18 protein-coding genes are annotated in these 22,617 nt (G+C 69.0%); 16 read left to right on the top strand and 2 right to left on the bottom strand.

Annotated features, from left to right (window positions below; all coding sequences use genetic code 11):
- Positions 1 to 6 precede the first annotated feature (6 nt).
- From M4V62_RS18785 to recQ, 14 genes are all read left to right on the top strand, one after another.
- Positions 7 to 561, top strand: a complete 555-nt coding sequence (locus M4V62_RS18785; protein WP_160506582.1) for a NuoB/complex I 20 kDa subunit family protein — start codon at positions 7 to 9, stop codon at positions 559 to 561.
- Positions 558 to 1,280, top strand: a complete 723-nt coding sequence (locus tag M4V62_RS18780; RefSeq protein WP_249588404.1) for an NADH-quinone oxidoreductase subunit C — start codon at positions 558 to 560, stop codon at positions 1,278 to 1,280. The genes M4V62_RS18785 and M4V62_RS18780 overlap by 4 nt, the downstream gene beginning before the upstream one ends.
- Entirely contained in the window at positions 1,280 to 2,602 is a 1,323-nt protein-coding gene (locus tag M4V62_RS18775; RefSeq protein ID WP_249588403.1) for an NADH-quinone oxidoreductase subunit D, read from the top strand. Before M4V62_RS18780 ends, M4V62_RS18775 begins: the two co-directional genes overlap by 1 nt.
- A gap of 38 nt (positions 2,603 to 2,640) precedes the next feature.
- Complete coding sequence (gene nuoE / locus M4V62_RS18770; RefSeq protein WP_249592892.1) at positions 2,641 to 3,447, top strand: NADH-quinone oxidoreductase subunit NuoE; 807 nt, start codon at positions 2,641 to 2,643, stop codon at positions 3,445 to 3,447.
- The gene (nuoF, locus tag M4V62_RS18765) at positions 3,447 to 4,808 is read left to right on the top strand and encodes an NADH-quinone oxidoreductase subunit NuoF (RefSeq protein ID WP_249588402.1); all 1,362 of its coding nucleotides are present in this window, start codon (positions 3,447 to 3,449) and stop codon (positions 4,806 to 4,808) included. The genes nuoE and nuoF overlap by 1 nt, the downstream gene beginning before the upstream one ends.
- On the top strand, positions 4,805 to 7,318 hold the full coding sequence (locus M4V62_RS18760; protein WP_249588401.1) for an NADH-quinone oxidoreductase subunit G: 2,514 nt from the start codon (positions 4,805 to 4,807) through the stop codon (positions 7,316 to 7,318). The genes nuoF and M4V62_RS18760 overlap by 4 nt, the downstream gene beginning before the upstream one ends.
- A complete protein-coding gene (gene nuoH / locus M4V62_RS18755) occupies positions 7,318 to 8,691 on the top strand; it encodes an NADH-quinone oxidoreductase subunit NuoH (RefSeq protein WP_249588400.1) in 1,374 nt (457 codons plus the stop codon). Before M4V62_RS18760 ends, nuoH begins: the two co-directional genes overlap by 1 nt.
- On the top strand, positions 8,684 to 9,355 hold the full coding sequence (gene nuoI / locus M4V62_RS18750) for an NADH-quinone oxidoreductase subunit NuoI (RefSeq protein ID WP_249588399.1): 672 nt from the start codon (positions 8,684 to 8,686) through the stop codon (positions 9,353 to 9,355). Before nuoH ends, nuoI begins: the two co-directional genes overlap by 8 nt.
- A complete protein-coding gene (locus M4V62_RS18745) occupies positions 9,352 to 10,167 on the top strand; it encodes an NADH-quinone oxidoreductase subunit J (RefSeq protein WP_249588398.1) in 816 nt (271 codons plus the stop codon). Before nuoI ends, M4V62_RS18745 begins: the two co-directional genes overlap by 4 nt.
- Positions 10,164 to 10,463, top strand: coding sequence for an NADH-quinone oxidoreductase subunit NuoK (gene nuoK, locus M4V62_RS18740; protein ID WP_249588397.1), 300 nt, complete (start codon positions 10,164 to 10,166; stop codon positions 10,461 to 10,463). The genes M4V62_RS18745 and nuoK overlap by 4 nt, the downstream gene beginning before the upstream one ends.
- 14 nt (positions 10,464 to 10,477) lie before the next feature.
- Positions 10,478 to 12,373 carry an NADH-quinone oxidoreductase subunit L gene (gene nuoL, locus M4V62_RS18735; RefSeq protein ID WP_249588396.1) on the top strand — a complete coding sequence of 632 codons (1,896 nt, stop codon included), beginning with the start codon at positions 10,478 to 10,480 and terminating at the stop codon, positions 12,371 to 12,373.
- Positions 12,374 to 12,378: 5 nt separating this feature from the next.
- On the top strand, positions 12,379 to 13,950 hold the full coding sequence (locus M4V62_RS18730) for an NADH-quinone oxidoreductase subunit M (RefSeq protein ID WP_249588395.1): 1,572 nt from the start codon (positions 12,379 to 12,381) through the stop codon (positions 13,948 to 13,950).
- Positions 13,947 to 15,611, top strand: a complete 1,665-nt coding sequence (gene nuoN / locus M4V62_RS18725; RefSeq protein ID WP_249588394.1) for an NADH-quinone oxidoreductase subunit NuoN — start codon at positions 13,947 to 13,949, stop codon at positions 15,609 to 15,611. The genes M4V62_RS18730 and nuoN overlap by 4 nt, the downstream gene beginning before the upstream one ends.
- A 187-nt stretch (positions 15,612 to 15,798) precedes the next feature.
- On the top strand, positions 15,799 to 17,739 hold the full coding sequence (gene recQ / locus M4V62_RS18720; protein WP_249588393.1) for a DNA helicase RecQ: 1,941 nt from the start codon (positions 15,799 to 15,801) through the stop codon (positions 17,737 to 17,739).
- 114 nt (positions 17,740 to 17,853) lie between these two features.
- On the opposite strand, the gene fahA is transcribed toward recQ, so the two are convergent.
- Positions 17,854 to 19,149, bottom strand: coding sequence for a fumarylacetoacetase (gene fahA / locus M4V62_RS18715; RefSeq protein ID WP_249588392.1), 1,296 nt, complete (start codon positions 19,147 to 19,149; stop codon positions 17,854 to 17,856).
- 194 nt (positions 19,150 to 19,343) lie between these two features.
- On the opposite strand from fahA, the gene M4V62_RS18710 reads away from it, so the two are divergent.
- Complete coding sequence (locus M4V62_RS18710) at positions 19,344 to 20,621, top strand: carboxylate--amine ligase (RefSeq protein WP_249588391.1); 1,278 nt, start codon at positions 19,344 to 19,346, stop codon at positions 20,619 to 20,621.
- A gap of 43 nt (positions 20,622 to 20,664) precedes the next feature.
- Entirely contained in the window at positions 20,665 to 21,867 is a 1,203-nt protein-coding gene (locus M4V62_RS18705; protein WP_249588390.1) for an FAD-dependent oxidoreductase, read from the top strand.
- On the opposite strand, the gene M4V62_RS18700 is transcribed toward M4V62_RS18705, so the two are convergent.
- Positions 21,758 to 22,456, bottom strand: coding sequence for a hypothetical protein (locus M4V62_RS18700; RefSeq protein ID WP_249588389.1), 699 nt, complete (start codon positions 22,454 to 22,456; stop codon positions 21,758 to 21,760). The genes M4V62_RS18705 and M4V62_RS18700 overlap by 110 nt on opposite strands.
- Positions 22,457 to 22,617 lie beyond the last annotated feature (161 nt).

Here is a 22,617-nt window from a genome sequence, read left to right as displayed (position 1 = left end):
AAGAGCATGGGACTCGAAGAGAAACTGCCGAGCGGATTTCTGCTCACCACCGTCGAACAGGCCGCGGGCTGGGTGCGCAAGTCATCCGTCTTCCCCGCGACCTTCGGCCTCGCGTGCTGCGCCATCGAGATGATGACGACGGGAGCCGGGCGCTATGACCTGGCTCGCTTCGGCATGGAGGTCTTCCGCGGTTCACCGCGCCAGGCCGACCTGATGATCGTGGCCGGACGCGTGAGCCAGAAGATGGCGCCGGTCCTGCGGCAGGTCTATGACCAGATGCCCAACCCCAAGTGGGTCATTTCCATGGGGGTTTGCGCTTCATCGGGCGGGATGTTCAACAATTACGCGATTGTGCAGGGTGTGGACCACATTGTCCCTGTTGACATCTATTTGCCCGGCTGTCCGCCGCGGCCCGAGATGCTGATGGACGCGATCCTCAAGCTCCACCAGAAGATCCAGGGCGGCAAGCTCGGGGTCAACGCGGAGGAAGCGGCCCGCGAGGCGGAGGAGGCGGCCCTCAAGGCCCTCCCCACCATCGAGATGAAGGGGCTGCTGCGGTGAGCGACGCGCACGACGAGCACCTGAACGGAAACGGCGTCCCTGCCCCCCGCGACGAGGCCGGCGAGGTCATCGGCGTACGCAAGGGCATGTTCGGCGCCAACAACGGCGGCGACACGTCCGGTTACGGCGGGCTCGTGCGGACGGTCACCCTGCCGGGTGCCACCGCGCGCCCCTACGGCGGCTGGTTCGACGAAGTCGCGGACGAGCTGGAGGGGGCCCTGGAAGAGCAGGGGCTCCTGCCCGAGAACGCGATCGAGAAGACGGTCGTCGACCGCGACGAGCTCACCTTCCACATCGCGCGCGAGCACCTCGTCAGGGTCGCCCAGACCCTGCGCGACGACCCGGCCCTGCGCTTCGAGCTCTGCACGGGCGTCTCGGGGGTCCACTTCACCGAGGACAAGGGCCGCGAGCTGCACGCCGTCTACCACCTGCGCTCGATCACCCACAACCGCCTGATCCGGCTCGAAGTCAGTGCCCCTGACGCCGATCCGCACGTCCCCTCGCTGGTCGCGGTCTACCCGACGAACGACTGGCACGAGCGCGAGACGTACGACTTCTTCGGCCTGATCTTCGACGGTCACCCAGCCCTTACGCGGATCATGATGCCGGACGACTGGCAGGGCTTCCCGCAGCGCAAGGACTACCCCCTCGGCGGCATCCCCGTCGAGTACAAGGGCGCCCAGATCCCGGCTCCGGACCAGCGGAGGTCGTACAGCTGATGAGCACGTCACATGCATCCGCGCGCGAGACGACCGAGGGGACTGTATATACAGTCACCGGCGGCGACTGGGACGAGGTCGTCCAGTCCGCGGCCCGGTCCGACGACGAGCGCATCATCGTCAACATGGGTCCGCAGCACCCCTCCACCCATGGTGTGCTCCGGCTCATCCTGGAGATCGAGGGCGAGACCGTCTCCGAGGCCCGCTGCGGCATCGGCTATCTGCACACGGGCATCGAGAAGAACCTCGAGTACCGCACGTGGACGCAGGGCACGACGTTCGTCACGCGCATGGACTATCTGACGCCGTTCTTCAACGAGACGGCGTACTGCCTGGGGGTCGAGAAGCTCCTCGGCATCGAGGACCAGATCCCGGACCGCGCCTCGGTCATCCGCGTGCTCCTGATGGAGCTCAACCGGCTCTCCTCGCACCTGGTGTGCATCGCCACCGGCGGCATGGAGCTGGGCGCGACGACGATCATGATCTACGGCTTCCGTGATCGTGAACTCGTTCTCGACATCTTCGAGTTGATCACCGGCCTGCGCATGAACCACGCGTACGTCCGGCCCGGCGGACTCGCCCAGGACCTGCCCCCGGGCGCGGTGGACCAGATCCGCGAGTTCGTGAAGAAGATGAGCAAGAACCTCGGCGAGTACGACAAGCTCGCCACCGGTAACCCCATCTTCAAGGCCCGCATGCAGGACGTCGGCTATCTCGACCTCGCGGGCTGCATGGCCCTCGGCGCCACGGGACCGGTCCTGCGCTCGGCGGGCCTGCCGCACGACCTGCGCAAGTCGGACCCCTACTGCGGCTACGAGAACTACGAGTTCGACGTGCCGACCGCCGACACCTGCGACTCCTACGGACGCTTCCTGATCCGCCTGGAGGAGATGCGCCAGTCGCTGCGCATCGTCGAGCAGTGCCTGGACCGCCTGGCGCCGGGTCCGGTCATGGTCGAGGACAAGAAGATCGCCTGGCCCGCGCAACTGGCGCTCGGTCCGGACGGTCTCGGCAACTCGCTCGATCACATCAAGAAGATCATGGGCACCTCCATGGAGGCCCTGATCCACCACTTCAAGCTGGTGACCGAGGGCTTCAGGGTCCCGGCCGGGCAGGCGTACACCGCGGTCGAGTCGCCCAAGGGCGAGCTCGGGGTGCATGTCGTCTCCGACGGCGGCACCCGCCCCTACCGGGTCCACTTCCGCGACCCGTCCTTCACCAACCTGCAGGCCATGGCGGCGATGTGCGAGGGCGGCCAGGTCGCCGACGTCATCGTCGCCGTCGCGTCCATCGACCCCGTGATGGGAGGCGTCGACCGGTGACCACCACTCCCCAGCAGGGCACGGGCGTCAGCCTGGGCATGCCCCAACTCCCCGCCCCCGACTTCCCGGCCGACGTACGGGCCAGGCTCGACGCGGACGCCAAGGAGATCATCTCCCGCTACCCGGACTCCCGGTCCGCGCTGCTCCCGCTGCTGCACCTCGTGCAGTCCGAGGAGGGTCACGTCACGCGCACGGGCATGGCCTTCTGCGCGGAGGTGCTCGGCCTGACCACCGCCGAGGTCACCGCGGTCGCGACCTTCTACACGATGTACCGGCGCAAGCCCTCCGGTGACTACCAGGTCGGCGTCTGCACGAACACGCTGTGCGCCGTCATGGGCGGCGACGCGATCTTCGAGTCGCTCCAGGAGCACCTGGGCGTCGGCAACGAAGGGACCACGGAGGACGGCAAGGTCACGCTGGAGCACATCGAGTGCAACGCGGCCTGCGACTTCGCCCCCGTCGTGATGGTCAACTGGGAGTTCTTCGACAACCAGACTCCCGAGACCGCCAAGCGGCTCGTCGACGACCTGCGCGCGGGCGTGCAGGTCGAGCCGACCCGCGGCGCCCCCTTGTGCACGTACAAGGAGACGGCCCGGATCCTGGCGGGCTTCCCGGACGAGCGCGCGGGCGCCGTCGAGGCGAGCGGCGGCGCGGGCCCTGCCTCACTGATCGGACTGCGCCTGGCCAAGGGCGAGTTGCCGCAGCCCCGGGTGGTCCACCCGCGCGCGGGCGGCCCGCAGGACGAGGCGCCTGCCGAGCACCTCAGCTCGCACGACGCACCGCAGCAGACCTCGGCATCCGACCCGGCCCACCCGGCCGGACCGACCGCCGAGGAGGGGGAGTGATGACCTTGGCAGCCGAGATCGACAACGAGACGAGCCCCGAGAAGCTGCTCGCGCCGGTGCTTTCGGCGTTCTGGGACGAGGAGAAGTCCTGGACGCTGGAGACCTACCGACGGCACGAGGGGTACGAAGGCCTGCGTAAGGCCCTGGCCATGGCGCCGGACGACCTCATCGCGTACGTGAAGGACTCCGGTCTGCGCGGCAGGGGCGGCGCGGGATTCCCCACCGGAATGAAATGGCAGTTCATTCCGCAGGGAGATGGAAAGCCGCACTATCTAGTTGTCAACGCCGACGAATCGGAGCCGGGGACCTGCAAGGACATCCCGCTCCTCTTCGCGAACCCGCATAGCCTCATCGAGGGCATTGTGATCGCCTGCTACGCGATCCGTTCGTCGCATGCCTTCATCTATCTGCGCGGTGAAGTCGTCCCCGTGCTCCGGCGGCTGCACGAGGCCGTGCGTGAGGCGAAAGAGGCGGGATTCCTGGGCGAGAACATCCTGGGCAGCGGTCTCGATCTCGAACTCACCGTGCACGCGGGCGCGGGCGCGTACATCTGTGGTGAGGAGACCGCGCTGCTCGACTCGCTCGAAGGCCGCCGTGGCCAGCCGCGACTGCGTCCCCCTTTCCCGGCCGTCGCGGGCCTCTACGCATGCCCCACTGTTGTCAATAACGTCGAGTCCATCGCGTCGGTTCCCGCGATCCTGAATCGCGGAAAAGACTGGTTCAAGTCGATGGGGAGCGAGAAGTCCCCCGGCTTCACGCTCTATTCGCTGAGCGGCCACGTCACGAGCCCCGGCCAGTACGAGGCCCCGCTGGGCATCACCCTGCGCCAGCTGCTCGACATGAGCGGCGGGATCAGGGCGGGCCACCGGCTCAAGTTCTGGACGCCGGGCGGCTCTTCGACGCCGATGTTCACCGACGAGCACCTCGATGTCCCCCTGGACTACGAGGGAGTGGGCGCCGCGGGGTCGATGCTCGGCACGAAGGCGTTGCAGTGCTTCGACGAGACGACCTGTGTCGTGCGGGCCGTCACGCGCTGGACCGAGTTCTACGCCCACGAGTCCTGCGGCAAGTGCACGCCCTGCCGAGAAGGGACGTACTGGCTGGTGCAGTTGCTCCGCGACATCGAGGCAGGCAAGGGCGTCATGTCCGACCTCGACAAGCTGAACGACATCGCCGACAACATCAACGGCAAGTCGTTCTGCGCCCTCGGTGACGGCGCCGCTTCGCCGATCTTCTCCTCGCTCAAGTACTTCCGCGAGGAGTACGAGGAGCACATCACCGGCAAGGGCTGCCCCTTCGACCCGGCCAAGTCGACTCTCTGGGCCGACAGGCCCTCCGCACATTCGGAGGTGAACGCATGACAGTGACCACCAACAGCGCTCCCTCCGGAGGGGGCGAGGCACCGGTTCCGCCGGAAGACCTCGTGTCGCTGACGATCGACGGCATCGAGATCAGCGTCCCCAAGGGGACGCTGGTGATCCGGGCCGCCGAGCTCCTCGGCATCGAGATCCCCCGGTTCTGCGACCACCCGCTGCTCGACCCGGCGGGCGCCTGCCGCCAGTGCATCGTCGAGGTGGAGGGCCAGCGCAAGCCGATGGCCTCCTGCACCATCACCTGCACCGACGGCATGGTCGTGAAGTCGCAGCTGACGTCGCCGGTCGCGGAGAAGTCGCAGCGCGGTGTGATGGAGCTGCTGCTCATCAACCACCCGCTGGACTGCCCGGTCTGCGACAAGGGCGGCGAGTGCCCGCTGCAGAACCAGGCGATGCAGGTCGGCGACACGGACACCCGCTTCGAGGGCAAGAAGCGGACGTTCGAGAAGCCGGTGCCGATTTCGACGCAGGTCCTTCTCGACCGCGAGCGGTGCGTGCTCTGCGCGCGCTGCACCCGGTTCAGCAACCAGATCGCCGGTGACCCGATGATCGAGCTGCTCGAGCGCGGTGCGCTCCAGCAGGTCGGCACGGGCGAGGGTGATCCCTTCGAGTCGTACTTCTCCGGGAACACCATCCAGATCTGTCCGGTCGGCGCGCTGACCTCGGCGGCGTATCGCTTCCGCTCCCGGCCCTTCGACCTGGTGTCCTCGCCGTCGGTCTGCGAGCACTGCGCGGGCGGCTGCGCGACCCGCACCGACCACCGCCGCGGCAAGGTCATGCGGCGGCTCGCCGCGGACGACCCCGAGGTCAACGAGGAGTGGCTCTGCGACAAGGGGCGCTTCGGCTTCCGTTACGCGCAGAAGCCGGACCGCCTCACCACGCCGCTGGTGCGCAACTCCGAGACGGGTGAGCTGGAGACCGCAAGCTGGCCCGAGGCTCTCGAAGTCGCGGCCAACGGGCTCGCCGCCGCGCGCGGCCGGGCCGGTGTGCTGACCGGCGGTCGCCTCACCGTGGAGGACGCCTACGCGTACAGCAAGTACGCGCGCGTGGCGCTCGACACGAACGACATCGACTTCCGCGCGCGCGTGCACAGCAGCGAGGAGGCCGACTTCCTCGCCGCACGCGTGGCGGGACGGGGCCGGGATCTCGACGGCACCGGCGTCACGTACGCGGAAGTGGAGAAGGCACCCGCCGTCCTGCTCGTCGGACTTGAGTCCGAGGAAGAGGCGCCCGGGATCTTCCTTCGGCTTCGCAAGGCCTGGCGCAAGCACGGCCAGCGGACGTTCTCCCTCGCGACGCATCAGACCCGAGGCCTGGAGAAGGCGGGCGGCACGCTGCTCCCCGCTGCTCCCGGCACCGAGACCCAGTGGCTCGACGCCCTTGCCTCCGGAGCCGGCCTGGAGGGCGACGGCGCCAAGGCGGCCGAGGCGCTGCGCACTTCGGGCGCGGTGATCGTGGTCGGCGAGCGTCTGGCCGCCGTGGCGGGCGGGCTCACCGCCGCCGTACGGGTCGCGTCCGCGACCGGTGCGCGGCTGGTGTGGATCCCGCGCAGGGCGGGGGAGCGCGGCGCCGTCGAGGCGGGCGCGCTGCCTTCGCTGCTGCCCGGCGGGCGCCCGTCCACCGACCCGCGCGCGCGGGAGGAGGTCGCGACCGCCTGGCGCGTCGCCGAACTCCCGCACCGCTACGGCCGCGACACCGGCCAGATCATCGAGGCCGCGGCGACCGGCGAACTGGGCGCGCTCCTCGTGGCGGGCGTGGAGGTCGCCGACCTGCCCGACCCGGCACGCGCGCGTGAAGCACTCTCCGAGGTCGGGTTCCTGGTCTCCCTGGAGCTGAGGCCCAGCGAGGTCACCGAGCACGCCGATGTCGTACTGCCCGTGGCCGCGGTCGCGGAGAAGCCCGGCACCTACCTCAACTGGGAGGGCAGGGCCCGGATGTTCGGCGCCGCGCTCAAGCCCGACCAGATGACGCGCACGCTGGCCCCGACCGACGCCCGTGTGCTGCACATGCTGGCCGACGCCGGGGACGTGCACCTGGGCCTTCCCGACCTGGCGACGGCCCGGCGCGAGCTGGACCGGCTCGGCGGCTGGGAGGGGACGCACGCCACCGACCCCGTGGAGAGCGCCGCTCAGCCCCCGAGGCCCGCCTCCGGAGAGGCCGTTCTCGCGGGGCACAGGCTGCTGCTCGACCAGGGCCGCCTCCAGGAGGGCGACGAGGCGCTCGCGGGCACGCGGCACGCCGCGGTCGCCCGGCTCTCGGCGGCCACCGCGGCCGAGGCGGGCGTCAAGGACGGCGACGTCCTGGCCGTCACCGGATCCGCGGGGACGACCGAACTGCCGCTCCTGGTCACCGAGATGCCCGATCGCGTGGTGTGGCTGCCGCTGAACTCGACCGGGGGAGGCGTCACTTCCGACACCGGCGCGCGCCCCGGCGACCTCGTCCGCATCGGCCCGGCGCTCCTGCCGGAGCCCTCTGAGGCCCCGGAGGTGACGTCGTGATGCACACCGTGGTGCCGCTTGCGGCGGAAGACCTGTCCATGTTCGGCCGTGACCCGTGGTGGCTGGTCGCCGTCAAGGCGGTCTTCTGCTTCGCGTTCCTGATGGTGACGGTGCTCTTCTCCATCGTGTGGGAGCGCAAGGTCGTCGCCTGGATGCAGCTGCGCATCGGCCCCAACCGGCACGGCCCCTGGGGCATGCTGCAGTCCCTCGCGGACGGCATCAAGCTGATGCTCAAGGAAGACCTGATCGTCAAGCGCGCGGACAAGGTGGTGTACATCCTCGCGCCGATCATCGCGGCCATCCCGGCCTTCATGGCGATCGCGGTGATCCCCTTCGGGCCCGCGGGCAACGAAGTCTCGATCTTCGGCCAGCGCACGACGATGCAGCTCACCGACCTGCCGATCGCGATGCTCTACATCCTCGCGGTCGCCTCGGTCGGCATCTACGGCATCGTGCTCGCCGGCTGGAGCTCAGGATCCACCTATCCGCTCCTCGGCGGCCTGCGCTCCTGCGCGCAGATGATCTCGTACGAGATCGCGATGGGCGCCGCGTTCGCCTCGGTGTTCCTCTACTCCGGGTCGATGTCGACCTCGGCGATCGTGGAGGCGCAAGCGGACCGGTGGTACGTCCTGCTGCTTCCGGTCTCGTTCCTGATCTACATCGTGACGATGATCGGTGAGACCAACCGCGCGCCCTTCGACATGCCGGAGTCCGAGGGCGACCTCGTCGGCGGCTTCAACACCGAGTACTCGTCGATCAAGTTCGCGCTGTTCATGCTCGCCGAGTACGTCAACATGGTCACCGTCTCGGCGGTCTCGGTCACCCTCTTCCTGGGCGGCTGGCGGGCCCCGTATCCCATCAGCACCTTCTGGGAGGGCGCGAACCACGGCTGGTGGCCGATGCTCTGGTTCGTGATCAAGGTCCAGCTGCTGCTGTTCTTCTTCATCTGGCTGCGCGGCACGCTGCCACGCGTCCGCTACGACCAGCTGATGAAGCTCGGCTGGAAGGTCCTGATCCCGGTCTCGGTCGTCTGGCTGATGCTCGTCGCGACGGTCAGGGCGATGCGGAACGAGGAGTACGACTTCACCTCGATCGCGCTCTATGTGGGCGGCGGGGTCATCGCGCTCCTGTTGCTCTCCGTCGTCGTCGACATCTTCCGCGACAAGCGCGAGAAGGAAGCGGCAGCCGAGGAGGAGCCGGTCGCCTTCGACCCGATGGCGGGCGGATTCCCGGTCCCGCCGCTGCCCGGACAGAGCTTGCCGCCCGTACCGCGCCGACGCTCGCGTCAGGAGCGCGAGTTGATTGTCAGTGGTGGGCCGGATACTCAAAGTGACGGAACCCGAAGTGACGGAAAGGAGGCGTCCGATGGCTGAGTCGAAGAAAGAGTCACACCAGTCGCAGCACGAGTCGAACCAATCGAAGCAGGGGTTCCAGAACCCCGTCGCGGGCTTCGGCGTGACCTTCAAGGCCATGTTCAAGAAGCGGCTGACCGAGCAGTATCCGGAGCAGGAGAAGACCACCGCTCCCCGCTTCCACGGCAGGCACCAGCTCAACCGCCATCCGGACGGCCTGGAGAAGTGCATCGGCTGTGAGCTCTGCGCCTGGGCCTGCCCCGCGGACGCGATCTATGTGGAAGGCGCGGACAACACCGAGGAGGAGCGCTACTCCCCGGGCGAGCGGTACGGCCGCGTCTACCAGATCAACTACGCCCGCTGCATCCTGTGCGGCCTGTGCATCGAGGCGTGCCCCACGCGCGCGCTGACGATGACGAACGAGTTCGAGCTGGCCGACAGCAGCCGCGAGAAGCTCATCTTCACCAAGGAGCAGCTGCTCGCCGGCCTGGAGGAAGGCATGGTCGAGTCACCGCACTCGATCTTCCCGGGCACGGACGAGCAGGACTACTACCGCGGTCTGGTGACGGAGGCCGCTCCCGGCACGGTGCCCCAAGTGGCCCTCTCCAAGGGCGAGACGCCCCAGGAAGCCGCTTCCACCTTCGGGGACTCCGAGCCCGCGTCGGGGGAGGTGATCAACCGATGACCCAACTCGCCGCCTACACCACCTCCACCGGTGAGGCCGTCCAGTTCTGGGTGCTCGGCACGGTCGCCGTGATCGGCGCCCTGTGCACGATCCTCATGAAGAAGGCCGTGCACAGCGCGCTCTGCCTCGCCGGGACCATGATCATCCTGGCGGTCTTCTACCTCGCCAACGGGGCGTACTTCCTGGGCATCGTCCAGGTCGTCGTCTACACGGGCGCGATCATGATGCTCTTCCTCTTCGTGGTCATGCTCGTCGGCGTCACCGCCGCCGACTCCCTGAAGGAGACCATCAAGGGGCAGCGCTGGCTTGCCGGGCTCTGCGGTTTCGGCTTCGCCATCCTGCTCTTCGCGGGCATCGGGAACGCCTCGGTGAACGAGTTCGCGGGCCTCGGCAAGGCGAACGCGGGCGGCAACGTGGAGGGCCTCGCCGAGGCCATCTTCACGAAGTACGTCTTCGCCTTCGAGATCACCGGCGCGCTGCTCATCACCGCCACCGTCGGCGCGATGGTGCTCACCCACCGCGAGCGCACGGAGCGCGCCAAGACGCAGCGCGAGATGTCCGAGGAGCGCGTGCGCGGCAAGCACCTGCCGCCGCTGCCCGCCCCCGGTGTCTACGCCCGGCACAACGCCGTGGACGTCGCGGGCCTGCTCCCCGACGGCACCCCGTCGGAGCTCACGGTCAACAAGACGCTGCGTGAGCGCGGCCAGATCCGCGATGTGTCGGACGAGGCCCTTGACGACCTGCGGGCCCTCGAACAGCGTTCCGAGGACCGTCTCGAGCGGTCGTCCAAGAGCGAGGAGGCGTCGAAGTGAATCCGGTCAACTACCTGTATCTCGCGGCGCTGTTGTTCTCGATCGGCGCCACCGGCGTGCTGATCAGGCGGAACGCGATCGTGGTCTTCATGTGTATCGAGCTGATGCTCAACGCGTGCAACTTGGCCTTTGTCGCCTTCTCCCGGCTGCACGGCAATCTCGACGGCCAGATCATCGCGTTCTTCACGATGGTCGTCGCCGCGGCGGAAGTCGTGGTCGGCCTCGCGATCATCGTGTCGCTGTTCCGCTCCCGTCACTCGGCCTCGGTCGACGACGCCAGCCTGATGAAGCTGTAAGGGGTCGCTGAAAAGTGGAGAACCTGATCGCGCTGCTCGTAGCGGCGCCTCTGCTCGGAGCGGCCGTACTGCTGTGCGGCGGGCGGCGGCTCGACCGTGTGGGCCACTGGCTCGGCACGCTGCTCGCTGCCGCCTCCTTCGTCGTCGGCATCGTGCTCTTCGCCGACATGCTGGGCAAGGGCGCCGAGGAGCGCTCCCTGTCGCAGCACCTGTTCAGCTGGATCCCCGTCGAGGGATTCCAGGCGGACGTCGCCTTCCAGCTTGACCAGCTGTCGATGACGTTCGTCCTGCTGATCACCGGTGTGGGCACCCTGATCCACATCTACTCCATCGGGTACATGGAGCACGACGAGCGGCGCCGCCGCTTCTTCGGCTATCTGAACCTGTTCCTCGCGGCGATGCTCATCCTGGTCCTCGCCGACAACTACCTCCTGCTGTACGTCGGATGGGAGGGCGTCGGCCTCGCCTCGTACCTCCTGATCGGCTTCTGGCAGCACAAGCCCAGTGCGGCCACCGCCGCGAAGAAGGCCTTCCTGGTCAACAGGGTCGGCGACATGGGCCTGTCGATCGCGATCATGCTGATGTTCACCACCTTCGGGACGTTCGCCTTCGGGCCCGTCCTGGAGGCCACCGGGCAGACGTCGGAGGGCAAGCTGACGGCCATCGGCCTGATGCTGCTGCTCGCGGCCTGCGGCAAGTCGGCCCAGGTGCCGCTCCAGTCCTGGCTCGGCGACGCGATGGAGGGCCCGACCCCGGTCTCGGCCCTCATCCACGCGGCGACGATGGTGACCGCGGGCGTGTACTTGATCGTCCGCTCCGGCGCGATCTTCAACGGCGCACCGGACGCGCAACTGGTCGTCACCGTCGTGGGCGCGGTCACGCTCCTCTTCGGTGCGATCGTCGGTTGCGCGAAGGACGACATCAAGAAGGCCCTCGCCGGCTCGACGATGTCCCAGATCGGGTACATGATCCTGGCCGCGGGCCTCGGCCCCATCGGCTACGTCTTCGCGATCATGCACCTCGTGACGCACGGCTTCTTCAAGGCCGGGCTCTTCCTGGGGGCCGGTTCGGTCATGCACGGCATGAACGACGAGGTCGACATGAGGAAGTACGGCGGCCTCAGGAAGTACATGCCGGTCACCTTCGTGACCTTCGGGCTCGGCTATCTGGCGATCATCGGCTTCCCCGGCCTTTCCGGCTTCTTCTCCAAGGACAAGATCATCGAGGCGGCGTTCGCCAAGGGCGGCACGGAGGGCTGGATCCTCGGCTCGGTCGCGCTGCTCGGCGCCGCGATCACCGCGTTCTACATGACGCGCGTAATGATCATGACGTTCTTCGGAGAGAAGCGCTGGCAGCCGGATGCGGAAGGCAACGAGCCGCATCCGCACGAGTCGCCCAAGTCCATGACGATCCCGATGATCGTGCTCGCCTTCGGGTCGGTGTTCGCGGGTGGCTTCTTCAGCATCGGCGACCGCTTCATGCACTGGCTGGAGCCGGTCACCCAGCACGACCACGGGCACTCGCCGCTGAGCGCCACCACGGTCACGGGCGCCACCATGGTGGTCCTGCTCATCGGTGTGGCCCTGGCCTACGTGCAGTACGGCCGCCGTCCCGTCCCGGTCGCCGCCCCGCGCGGTTCGCTGCTCACCCGGGCCGCCCGGCGCGATCTCCTCCAGGACGACTTCAACCACGTCGTCCTGGTCCGCGGCGGAGAGCACCTCACCCGCTCCCTGGTCTACGTCGACCACACCCTGGTCGACGGAGTCGTCAACGGCTCGGCGGCCTCGGTCGGCGGGCTCTCCGGGCGGCTGCGCAAGATGCAGAACGGCTATGCCCGCTCCTACGCGGTCTCGATGTTCGGCGGCGTTGCGGTACTCATCGCCGCGACCCTGCTGATGAGGGCGGTCTGATACCGATGTCCTTTCCTCTGCTGACAGCGACGGCGGCCCTGCCCGCGCTCGGCGCGATCGCCACGGCAGCCGTCCCGGCCGCCCGGCGTACCGCCGCCAAGTGGCTCGCGCTGCTCGTGTCGCTCGCCACGCTCGCGCTCGCCGTGACCGTGCTCGTGCGCTTCGACCCCGACGGATCCCGCTATCAACTGACCGAGTCCCGCGCCTGGATCGCGGAGTTCGGGGTGCGGTACGAGCTCGGCGTCGACGGCATCGGTGTCGCCCTCATCGCGCTCACCGCGCTCCTGATGCCCTTCATCATCCTGGCGGGCTGGCACGACGCCGATCCCCTGGAGACGAAGTCCTCGCGCTGGCGCCCGACTCAGGGCTTCTTCGCCCTGATCCTGGCCGTCGAGGCGATGGTGATCATCTCCTTCGCGGCCACGGACGTCTTCCTCTTCTACATCTTCTTCGAAGCCATGCTCATCCCGATGTACTTCCTCATCGGCGGCTTCGGGGACCGCGCCCACGCGGGCAGCGACGAGAAGGCGTCGGCGCAACGCTCGTACGCGGCCGTGAAGTTCCTCCTCTACAACCTGGTCGGCGGCCTCATCATGCTGGCCGCCGTGATCGGCCTCTACGTGGTGGCGGGGAACTTCTCGCTCCAGGAGATCGCCGAGGCGCGGGCCAACGGCACGCTGGACATGGCGACGAGCACCGAGCGGTGGCTCTTCCTCGGCTTCTTCTTCGCCTTCGCGGTGAAGGCGCCGCTGTGGCCGCTGCACACCTGGCTGCCGAACGCGATGGGCGAGTCCACGGCCCCGGTCGCCGTGCTGATCACGGCCGTGGTCGACAAGGTCGGCACGTTCGCGATGCTGCGGTTCTGCCTCGGGCTCTTCCCCGAGGCGAGCAAGTGGGCGACGCCGGTCGTCCTCGTGCTCGCCCTGATCAGCATCATCTACGGCGCGCTGCTCGCCGTCGGCCAGCGCGACATCAAGCGCCTGGTGGCGTACGCGTCGATCTCGCACTTCGGGTTCATCATTCTCGGCATCTTCGCGATGACCTCACAGGGCCAGTCCGGCGCGACGCTCTACATGGTCAACCACGGGATCTCGACCGCCGCCCTGATGCTGGTGGCCGGCTTCCTGATCTCGCGGCGCGGTTCGCGGCTCATCGCGGACTACGGAGGGGTGCAGAAGGTCGCACCCGTACTCGCGGGCACCTTCCTGATCGGCGGCCTCGCGACGCTCTCGCTGCCGGGGCTCGCGCCGTTCGTCAGTGAATTCCTGGTCCTGGTCGGCGCGTTCGCGCGCTATCCGGTGGTCGGGATCATCGCCACCATCGGCATCGTGCTCGCCGCGCTCTACACCCTCGTCCTCTACCAGCGGACGATGACGGGCCCGGTGAAGCCGGAGGTCTCGGCCATGCCGGACCTGCGGGTACGTGAACTCGTGGTCGTCGCACCGCTGATCGCGCTCCTGATCGGCCTCGGTGTCTACCCGAAGCCGCTCACCGATCTTGTGAACCCGGCGGTCAAGCACACCATGTCCGACGTACAGCAGAAGGACCCGAAGCCCGACGTGGAGGCGGCCAAGTGAGCGCATCAGCCGTCCACAGCCTGTGGACAATGGCGTCGGCCGCGGCGCCCCAAGATCAGATCGACAAGATCGACACTCCCACCATCGAGTATGCGCAGCTGTCGCCGACGTTGATCGTCATCGGCGCGGCGGTCATCGGGATCCTCATCGAGGCCTTCGTGCCGCGCAAATCCCGGTACTACGCGCAGGTGTTCGTCGCCGTCGTCGCCCTCACCGCGTCTTTCGCCGCGGTCGTCGGCCTCGCGGCCACCGGGTACGGCACGACGAAGGCGCACATCGCCGCGATGGGCGCCATCGCGGTCGACGGGCCCGCGCTCTTCCTCCAGGGCACGATCCTCCTCGCGGGGCTCGTCGCGATCTTCACCTTCGCGGAGCGGCGGCTCGACCCGGTGACACACGGCAATCGAGTCGACTCGTTCGCCGCGCAGGCCGGATCGACGCCGGGCAGCGAGGGCGAAAAGGCCGCCACGAAGGCCGGGTTCACCACCACCGAGGTGTTCCCGCTCGCGCTCTTCGCGATCGGCGGAATGCTCGTCTTCCCGTCGGCGAACGACCTCCTGACGCTCTTCATCGCCCTTGAGGTCTTCTCGCTGCCGCTCTACCTCCTGTGCGCGCTCGCCCGCCGCAAGCGCCTGATGTCGCAGGAAGCCGCCGTCAAGTACTTCCTGCTCGGCTCGTTCTCCTCGGCGTTCCTGCTCTTCGGGATCGCCCTGCTCTACGGGTACGCGGGCTCGGTGTCGTACGGCACCATCGCGAAGGTCATCGACGGCAGCGTCCAGACGGTCAACCCGGCACTCGCGGACACCATGGGCAACGACGCGCTGCTCCTGATCGGCGCCGCGATGATCGTCATGGGTCTGCTCTTCAAGGTCGGCGCGGTGCCGTTCCACATGTGGACGCCCGATGTGTACGAGGGCGCGCCCACCCCGGTCACCGGCTTCATGGCCGCGGCGACCAAGGTGGCCGCCTTCGGCGCGCTGCTGAGGCTGCTCTACGTGGTCCTGCCGGGTCTGCGCTGGGACTGGCGTCCCGTGATGTGGGGCGTCGTGGTCGTCACGATGCTGGTCGGCGCGATCGTCGCGATCACCCAGACCGACATCAAGCGGCTGCTCGCGTACTCCTCGATCGCCCACGCGGGCTTCATCCTCGCCGGTGTCATCGCCATGACCCCGGACGGCATCTCGTCGGTCCTCTTCTACCTGGCGGCCTACTCCTTCGTGACGATCGGCGCGTTCGCGGTGGTCACGCTGGTGCGGGACGCGGGCGGCGAGGCCACGCACCTGTCGAAGTGGGCGGGGCTCGGCCGGCGCTCGCCGCTGGTCGCAGCCGTCTTCGCGGTCTTCCTGCTCGCCTTCGCGGGCATTCCGCTGACCTCCGGGTTCTCCGGAAAGTTCGCGGTGTTCAAGGCGGCGGCCGAGGGCGGCGCCGGTGCGCTTGTCGTGGTCGGTGTGATCTCGTCCGCGATCGCGGCGTTCTTCTACATCCGTGTGATCGTGCTCATGTTCTTCAGCGAGCCGAAGGCGGACGGCCCGACCGTCGCCGTGCCCTCGCCGATGACGATGACGGCGATCGGCGTGGGCGTGGCGGTGACGCTGGTCCTGGGCGTGGCCCCGCAGTACTTCCTGGATCTGGCGAACCAGGCAGGGGTCTTCGTCCGGTAACCGCTCATGGGGGCCACCTCTCCGGTAGCCCACCTGTTCTACTCGCCGCCGCCCGGCACCCCGTCCGACAGGGGTGCCGGGCGGCGGCCTGTGGATAACTTCCAGAGGTGTCGGTCCTGAGCCCTATCGTGGAGTCAGTGGTCGAAGCGCGACGTACGGGGGCAGGGCGATGGATGGGATCAAAGGCATGAGCGAGGTGACCGTACCGAGCGCGGTGGCGGAGAGTGACGCACTGCGGACGCTGCACCGCGTCTTCGGATATGACGCGTTCCGTGGTGAGCAGGAAGCGATCATCGAGCATGTGGTCGCGGGCGGTGACTCCGTCGTCCTGATGCCCACCGGTGGCGGCAAGTCGCTCTGCTATCAGATCCCCGCCCTGGTCAGGTCCGGCACGGGCGTGGTCATCTCTCCCCTCATCGCGCTCATGCAGGACCAGGTGGACGCGCTGCGGGCGCTCGGCGTGCGGGCCGGGTTCATCAACTCCACGCAGGACTTCGACGAGCGGCGCGTGATGGAGGCCGAGTTCCTCGCGGGGGAGCTCGACGTGCTGTATCTCGCGCCGGAGCGGCTGCGCCTTGAGGGGACGCTCGATCTGCTCTCCCGCGCCAAGATCTCCGTCTTCGCGATCGACGAGGCGCACTGCGTGGCGCAGTGGGGCCACGACTTCCGCCCCGACTATCTGGCGCTCTCCCTGCTCGGCGAGCGCTGGCCGGACGTCCCGCGGATCGCCCTGACGGCGACGGCGACGCACGCCACGCACCGGGAGATCACCGAGCGGCTCGGCATGCCGGACGCGAAGCACTTCGTGGCGAGCTTCGACCGTCCCAACATCCAGTACCGCATCGTGCCGAAGGCCGAGCCGAAGAAGCAGCTCCTGGCCTTCCTCAAGGAGGAGCACGCGGGCGACGCGGGCATCGTCTACTGCCTCTCGCGCAACTCGGTCGAGAAGACCGCCGAGTTCCTGTGCAAGAACGGCATCGAGGCCGTTCCGTACCACGCGGGCCTGGACGGCGGGACGCGCGCGCGGCACCAGTCGCGCTTCCTCCGGGAGGAGGGTCTGGTCGTCTGCGCCACGATCGCCTTCGGCATGGGCATCGACAAGCCGGACGTCCGGTTCGTCGCCCACCTGGACCTGCCGAAGTCGGTCGAGGGGTACTACCAGGAGACGGGCCGCGCGGGACGTGACGGCCTGCCCTCCACGGCCTGGATGGCGTATGGCCTCCAAGACGTCGTCCAGCAGCGGAAGATGATCCAGGGCAGCGAGGGGGACGAGGCGTTCCGCCGCCGGGCGGCCTCGCACCTGGACTCGATGCTGGCGCTGTGCGAGACGGCCCAGTGCCGCAGGGCCCAGCTCCTCACGTACTTCGGCCAGGACGCGGCCCGCGAGTCCTGCGGCAACTGCGACACCTGTCTCGCGCCGCCGGAGACCTGGGACGGCACGGTCGCGGCCCAGAAGGTCCTCTCCACGATCGTCCGTCTCCAGCGCGAGCGCGGGCAGAAGTTCGGGGCGGGCCAGATCATCGACATCCTGCTCGGCAAGAAGACCGCCAAGGTCATCCAGTTCGACCACGACCAGCTCTCGGTCTTCGGCATCGGCGAGGAGCTCGCGGAGGCCGAATGGCGGGGCGTGGTGCGGCAGTTGCTGGCCCAGGGACTGCTCGCGGTCGAGGGGGAGTACGGCACGCTGGTCCTGACCGAGGAGAGCGGCACAGTCCTCGGCCGGGAGCGGGAGGTGCGGTTGCGCAAGGAGCCGAAGCGGCCCGCAGCGGCGAAGTCCGCGAAGGGGGAGCGCAAGGCGAAGTCGGCGGCGGCCGTCGCCGAGCTGCCTCAGGAGGCGGTGCCGGTCTTCGAGGCGCTGCGGGCGTGGCGCGGTGCGCAGGCCAAGGAGCTGGGCCTGCCAGCGTACGTGATCTTCCACGACGCCACGCTGCGGGAGATCGCCACGCTGCGCCCCTCTTCGCTCGCGGAGCTGGGCGGCGTCGGCGGGCTGGGCGAGAAGAAACTGGCGACGTACGGGGAGGGTGTGCTCGGGGTCCTCGCGGAACTGGAGGGTACGGCGGCTCCGGTGCCCGCACAGGCCCCGGAGCCCTCGGAGGAGGAGTGGCCGGAACCGCCGGAGGACTTCTGAGCGCCCTGAAGGGGCGCGGGGAACTGCGCGCCCAGCCACGACGACGCCGCGGCCGACCCGACCCGACCCGGCGCGGCAGGGGGCCGGGGGTGACCTCACCCCCGGCCACCAGGACTACCGAGCCGAGGCGACCCTGCCAGAAACCTCGCCGAGGCCCACCCGGGTCCCGTCCGGCCCGGGGGCCCACGCCGAGAGGGTCACCTCGTCCCCGTCCTCAAGGAACGTCCGCTTCCCGTCCGGAAGGACAAGGGCGTCGCGGCCGTTCCAGGTGATCTCGATGAGGGAGCCGTACTGCCCCTCGGAGGGGCCGCTCACCGTGCCCGAGCCGTACAGGTCGCCCGTGCGCAGGGACGCGCCGTTCGCCGTCATGTGGGCCAGCTGCTGGGCGGCCGTCCAGTAGACGGTGGAGAAGGGCGGCTCGGAGATGACGTGGCCGTTCAGGGTGACGGTGATGCGCAGGTCGTAGCCGGCGGGCTCGTCCGCGACGGACTCCGCCGAGTCGTCCAGGTAGGGGAGGAGTTCGTGGGTGCGCTCCGGAGGGGCGACCCGCGCCGTGTCCAGGGCCTCCAGGGGGGTGATCCACGCGGAGACCGAGGTGCAGAAGGACTTGCCGAGGAAGGGGCCGAGCGGCACGTACTCCCAGGCCTGGATGTCGCGCGCCGACCAGTCGTTGAGGAGGGTGAGACCGAAGACGTGTTCCCTGAAGTCCGCGAGCGGCACCGGGGTGCCGAGCTCCGACGGCGTGCCCACGACGAATCCGACCTCGGCCTCGATGTCGAGGCGGACGGAGGGGCCGAAGACCGGGGCGGTCTCCGAGGGCGCCTTGCGCTGCCCCGACGGACGTACCACGTCGGTTCCGGAGACCACAACGGTGCCGGACCGGCCGTGGTAACCGATGGGGAGGTGCTTCCAGTTGGGGGTCAGAGGGGTCGGCGCGTCCGGGCGGAAGATCTGCCCCAGGTGGGTCGCGTGGTGCTCGGAGGCGTAGAAGTCCACATAGTCCGCGACCTCGAAGGGGAGGTGCAGCGTGACCTCCGACAGCGGGTGCAGCAGAGGGCGTACGACCTCGCGGTGAGCAGGGATCGTCACCCACGCGGTGAGCGCGCGTCGCACGTCGGACCAGGCCGTGCGGCCCGCGGCGAGCAGCGGGTTGAGCGTGGGCCCGGCGAGCAGCGAGACATAGGGCGAGCCGAGCGCGGCCGCAGCGGCGCCCGCGTCGAGGACATGATCGCCCAGTCGTACGCCGACCCGGCGCTCCGCGGCCCCTGCCGCTTCCCCGACCAGGGAGAACACGCCGTACGGAAGATTGTGCGGCCCGAAGGGGTCGCCCTCCGCGAGAGCGAAGGGGTCGCCTACGGAGCGGACGGAAGGGTCGCTCCCGGCCTGATCGAGCGGGGTGTGCTCGGACATGCGTACCTGCCTCGCTTTCCATATGGGTGTGCCACACGTTACGTGGAAGCCCCCGGTTGGGGCAGTGTCTAAAGAGTTCGCAATGTCCGAATAAGCCTTGCTGGAGTGGTCAGTTCCGGCTTAGCGTCCTGTGGGGGGACGCGGACGGGGTGGGTCCGGGTCATACGGAGGGACACGTGGGGGGACCCGTGGCCATGAGGAACGACAGCCTGCCCTTCGCGGTGGACCGTGAGGTGCCCGGCCTGATCGTGAAGTTCGGCAGTTATCCGCTGCACCACGGCGGCGTGGGGGCGATCCGCAGCCTGGGGCGGCTCGGCGTGCCCATGTACGCGATCACGGAGGACCGGTACACACCTGCCGCTGCCTCCCGCCATCTCACCCGCGCCCTTCCCTGGCCGACCACCGGGGCGGAGGAGCCGGAGCGGCTCGTCGAGGGGATGCTGCGCGTCGCGCGCCGGATCGGCAGGCCCACGGTCCTGATCCCGACCGACGAGGAAGCGGCCGTCCTCATCGCCGAGCACCAGGAGCCGCTGAGCGGGGCGGGGTTCCTCTTCCCGCGCGTGGAGCCGGGGCTGCCCCGCCGCCTCGCCAGCAAGCAGGGCCTGCACGAGCTGTGCGTGGAGCACGGCATCGCCTCACCGGCCGCGTCCTTCCCCGAGAGCTACGGGGACATCGAGCAGTTCGCCGCCGCGGCGGTCTTCCCGGTGGTCGCCAAGAACCGCGAGGCGTTCACACGCCGCTCCCGGCCCGCGGTGAACGGGACGACGCGCATAGAGACCCCGGCGGGCCTGCTCGGCCTCGCCCGCGACTGGGGCGAGCGGCCCGGGGTGATCCTCCAGGAGTATCTGCCGCGGGAGCAGGCCGAGGACTGGATCGTGCACGCGTACTTCGACGAGGACTCGGCGCCGCGCGCGATGTTCACGGGCGTCAAGGTGCGCTCCTGGCCGCCGCACGCGGGGATGACGGCGCATGCGTACGTCGTCGACAATCCGGAACTCGCGGACCTCGCCGCGCGTTTCATCAAACAGATCGGCTTCACCGGCGTCATCGACCTCGACCTGCGCTATGACCGACGCGACGGTCAGTACAAACTGCTCGACTTCAACCCCCGCATGGGCGCGCAGTTCCGGCTCTTCGAGAACGAATCCGGGGTCGACGTCGTCCGTGCGATGCACCTGCACCTGACGGGGCGCCCGGTCCCGAAGGGGGAACAGCGCGCCGGTCATCGGTATGTCGTGGAGAACATCGACCTGCCCGCCCTCCTCGCCTACCGCCGCAGCGGCTACACCACGCCGCACGCGCCCCCGCGCGCGAGCGGCACGGAGCTGGCGTGGCTCGCTTCGGACGACATGAAGCCGTTCTTCATGATGCTCGCGCGTTTCATACGGCCTGGGGCGAAGCATCTGTATCAGCTGTGGCGCACCAACCGCCGCGGCAGCGGCACCGGTTCGCACAGCGCCACCACGAAGTAGGCACACGGCACACGCGGCAAGTGACGTCCTGGGGAGGGACTTCGTGATCAGTCCAGTAGCAGTCATCGGGGCGGGGCCGTTCGGCCTGTCCACCGCGGCCCATCTGCGGGCCAGAGGCATTCCGGTCCGGGTCTTCGGTGATCCGATGGTGAGCTGGCGCGCGCACATGCCCGCGGGGATGCTCCTGAAATCGACCCCGGTGGCCTCGAACATCGACGCCCCGCAGCGCGGCCACAACCTCCTCGACTACTGCGACGCGGCGGGGATACGGCGCCTGGTCACCGACGAGGACATCATCCCGGTCCAGACCTTCATCGACTACGGGGAGTGGTTCAAGGAGAAGCTCGTGCCCGACCTGGAGCAGGTGCGGGTGGTCTCCGTCGACCGCAAGGGCACGGCGGGCTTCGACCTGAAGCTGGACTCCGGCGAGCAGTTCACGGCCCGCGCGGTCGTCGTCGCGACCGGCCTCTCGGGCCTGGCGCAGCTCCCGCCTGCGCTCGCCGCGGCCGCGCCGGACGGGCCGACCCCCACAGGGCCCGTCTCGCACAGTTCGCAGCACAGCGACCTGTCGCGGTTCGCGGGGCGTGAGCTGATCGTGGTCGGCGCGGGACAGTCGGCCCTGGAGACGGCCGCGCTCGCCGCCGAAGCGGGCGCGAGCGTACGGGTGGTGGCGCGCGGCAAGGGGTCCGTGGCCTTCGGCGAGCCGCCGTGGAAGCAGCCGAAGCTGCGCCCCGAGTCGCCGTTCGGCCGCGCCTGGTCGCTCTACGCGATCAGTTACTACCCCCACCCCTACCGCTATCTGCCCCCGCAGGCCCGCCACTTCCTGGTCCGCCGCGTCCTCGGCCCGCTGGGCGCGTGGTGGCTGCGTGAGCGCTTCGAGGGCAAGGTCGAGAAGCGTGAGGTCCGCCGCATCGCGTCGGCGGACGTCCAGGACGGCAGCCCGGTCCTGAGGGTGGAGACCCTGGGCGGGCGCATCCGTGACCTCTCCGCCGACCACGTCATCGCGGCGACGGGCTACCGCGTGGACATCGCCGCGATGGACTTCCTGGGCCCCGCGCTCCGCGCCCGCCTCACCACGAGCCGAGGCACACCGAAGCTGGGCGCGGGCTATGCCTCGTCGGTCCCCGGCCTGTACTTCACGGGGCTTCCGGCGGCGGCGTCGTACGGCCCTGTGATGCGGTTCGTGTGCGGCACGGAGTTCGCTTCGCCGCGGCTGGTGGGGCATCTGGCGCGGGCGCACGCGTGAAGTCAGCGAGGACGCGCGCTGAGAACGGGTCGGTCGCCGGATCCTCCGGCGTGACGAGACTGACGGCGTAGCCGCCTTCCACGGACTCCACCCGCCCGGCGTACGGCGGCTGCGGGTGGGGCCAGTAGAAGACCGAGAAGGGACCTTCGCCCGCGCTGTCGAGGGCGTAGCCGTTCTCCTCCCAGAAATCCTCCATCGCCTGGCCTGCCGAGAAGGTGACGATGCCGGCGTATCCGTCGGCGTCGTCACCATCGGCTTCCGGGACACTCCAGGCAGCCAGGGATTCCGCACGGACCGGCGCTCCGTCCAGGAAGAGCCCGGGCCAGCGGCGGTGCTGACGCATGACGAATCGCTTCATCGCCGCGGGGAAGCCTGCGTCCACGATGAAGTCGGTTGAGTGGCCGGTGATTTCCATGGGATCCGTATCGAGAAGTACGAGAAGTACGAGAAGTACGAGAAGTACGAGAGGCGATCGTCGGGCAGAGAGGTCGACTTCTTCGCCCTCGTCGCCGGAGGGGAGCGGCAGCCCGCCTTCGGTCGGCTTGAGATACAGGCCGTAGACCCAGTACTCCGGCAGTTCATGGCACATGAGGTCCTGGTAGGGGGGACTCGTCGACGATCTGCCGGAAGTACTCAAGCATGCCGTCCAGAGAAAGCAGTCCGCCGCCGGGCCCGCCGGGCAGGGGCGCGAGGAGCGCGTGTGTCGGCCTGCGTCGGCTCGTGCGTCATGGCTCTCACGGGGTGCGGGCC

Source organism: Streptomyces durmitorensis (genome assembly GCF_023498005.1).
In the GTDB taxonomy this organism is placed as follows: domain Bacteria; phylum Actinomycetota; class Actinomycetes; order Streptomycetales; family Streptomycetaceae; genus Streptomyces; species Streptomyces durmitorensis.
The sequence above is the reverse complement of the archived record's forward strand: the minus strand, read 5'-3'. Positions and strand labels throughout refer to the sequence as shown.